Below are 1,693 nucleotides of genomic sequence, written 5' to 3' on the forward strand. Positions count from 1 at the left end.
ACAAACAGAATGCTATCGCTGCATAGTTGAACAGTGATGTTCAGCAGTGTTCAGCGTAAATGTATCAGTAGGTGGATCTAAGCTTACGAGGATCTTTGCGGTTTTTGAACAAGGACGGGTACCTTGCTGGGCAGAATAGCATATCCTTCCCAGGCAGACCCCACCTGATGTTTGCCCAGGGATCCCCCAGCCATCAAGTGGGATTTAGCGGCCTATTTTTTGCAGGGCTCTTTCCACCTGTACTACATGGCGGTTCAGTCCCAAGTTTTTCGCCGGGATCCCCAGGGCCAGGCCCACCAATTGTGGCAAATGCAGGATCGGGATCCCCAGCTTGCGCCCGATCACCTGTTCCACCTCCGGCTGCCGAGAGTCCAAGTTGAGGTGACATAGAGGACAGGGGGTAACCAAACAATCGGCTCCCGCCTCTATTGCCTCTACGAGATGCCGGCCTGCCATCGAGAAAGACTGCTGTGGGGCGTAGCTGGAAATGGGCCAACCGCAACACTGGGTGCGCCCGCGATACCAAACGGGGGTGGCCCCCAAACGCTCGAAGAGATCCTCCATCAAATGGGGATCCCGCGCCACATCAAAGCGGGAGATGTCGTAGGCCCGCAACAGATAACACCCGTAGAAGGCAGCGCAGCGCAGTCCCAGGAGAGGCCGTTTGACCTGTTGGGCCAATCGCTCCAGGCCGTAGTCATGAGCCAGCACCCACAGCAAATGGCGCACATCGCCTGTGCCCTGGTAGCAGCTCTCGCAGCCTCCTTTCTGGCACAGGGCCTGCACCTGGTGAAAGTACTCTGGACTCGCGGTTTTCGCAGCCTTCAACTTTTCATTCACGCGGCCCAGCACTCCCTGACAGGTGCTGCAGTGGGTAAGCATCGGCAGCCCCAGCGCTTCCGCCAAAGCCAGGTTGCGGGCATTCACCGTATCTTCCAGCAGCTCCGATTCTTCTTTGAAGGTGCCCGAACCACAGCAAGAAGCAGCCTCCAGCTCCACCAGTTCAATGCCCAGATGCCGCGCAATCTGGTCGGTGGAGTCATACAGCTCACGACAGGCCCCCTGGGCCACACAGCCGGGGTAGTAGGCGTAGCGCAAAGGTGAAGGAACAACCGCGGTCATGAGAAGACGTGAGAAGAAGAAGAGAATTGGGTTTGCGATCTCAACGGTAATAACAATCCATGGATCCATTGCCCACACAGCAGAGCACTGGCCTGCCTGCAGAGCGGGAACCCAGAGCCTAAGATCCTACACCCATGCGCTGCCACAGCATATCCGTTGCTGCCCAGGACAGGGAGTTTGTCAAAGCTTCCCTATTTATCTGCCCCTATTTTGAAACTATTCGGAGCCGATACCCTATTTTTCTCCCTGCCTAGTGCCTCTCTGGCCGATGTCGGGTAGATTTGGCGGTAGCCATCGCTGAGGAATCGGTCAACGCTTTATGAACAGCCCGATCCAGGATTGTGAGCCCCCCGTTTCACCTCGCTCTAAGCAGGGCAGTCTGGGTTGGAGCCTTCCTCTAAAAGGTTGGGGATTTGGCTTGTTTTTCGGATCCCTAGTTTGGGCAGGATGGGCAAGTCAACTCCAGCTATGGGCCCAGCCGGTCGAACAGCAACCTCAGGAAGAAGTCCTTGTGCCGGGGCGCAATTTGGATCCTGGGGCGCAAATCCGGGTGCGTAACGAGCTGGTCAAG

At 56.7% G+C, this 1,693-nt stretch carries 1 protein-coding gene and 1 pseudogene; one reads left to right on the top strand and one right to left on the bottom strand.

The genetic code is table 11. The features are described from left to right. Positions 1 to 204 precede the first annotated feature (204 nt). The gene (locus NW837_RS12830; protein ID WP_414332039.1) at positions 205 to 1,122 is read right to left on the bottom strand and encodes a CoB--CoM heterodisulfide reductase iron-sulfur subunit B family protein; all 918 of its coding nucleotides are present in this window, start codon (positions 1,120 to 1,122) and stop codon (positions 205 to 207) included. A gap of 319 nt (positions 1,123 to 1,441) precedes the next feature. Here NW837_RS12830 and NW837_RS12835 point away from each other — a divergent pair. Next, positions 1,442 to 1,693: pseudogene (locus NW837_RS12835) on the top strand (hypothetical protein); the annotation flags it as partial.

The sequence above is a fragment of the Synechococcus sp. R6-10 genome (genome assembly GCF_047461815.1).
Classification (GTDB): Bacteria; Cyanobacteriota; Cyanobacteriia; order Thermostichales; family Thermostichaceae; genus Thermostichus.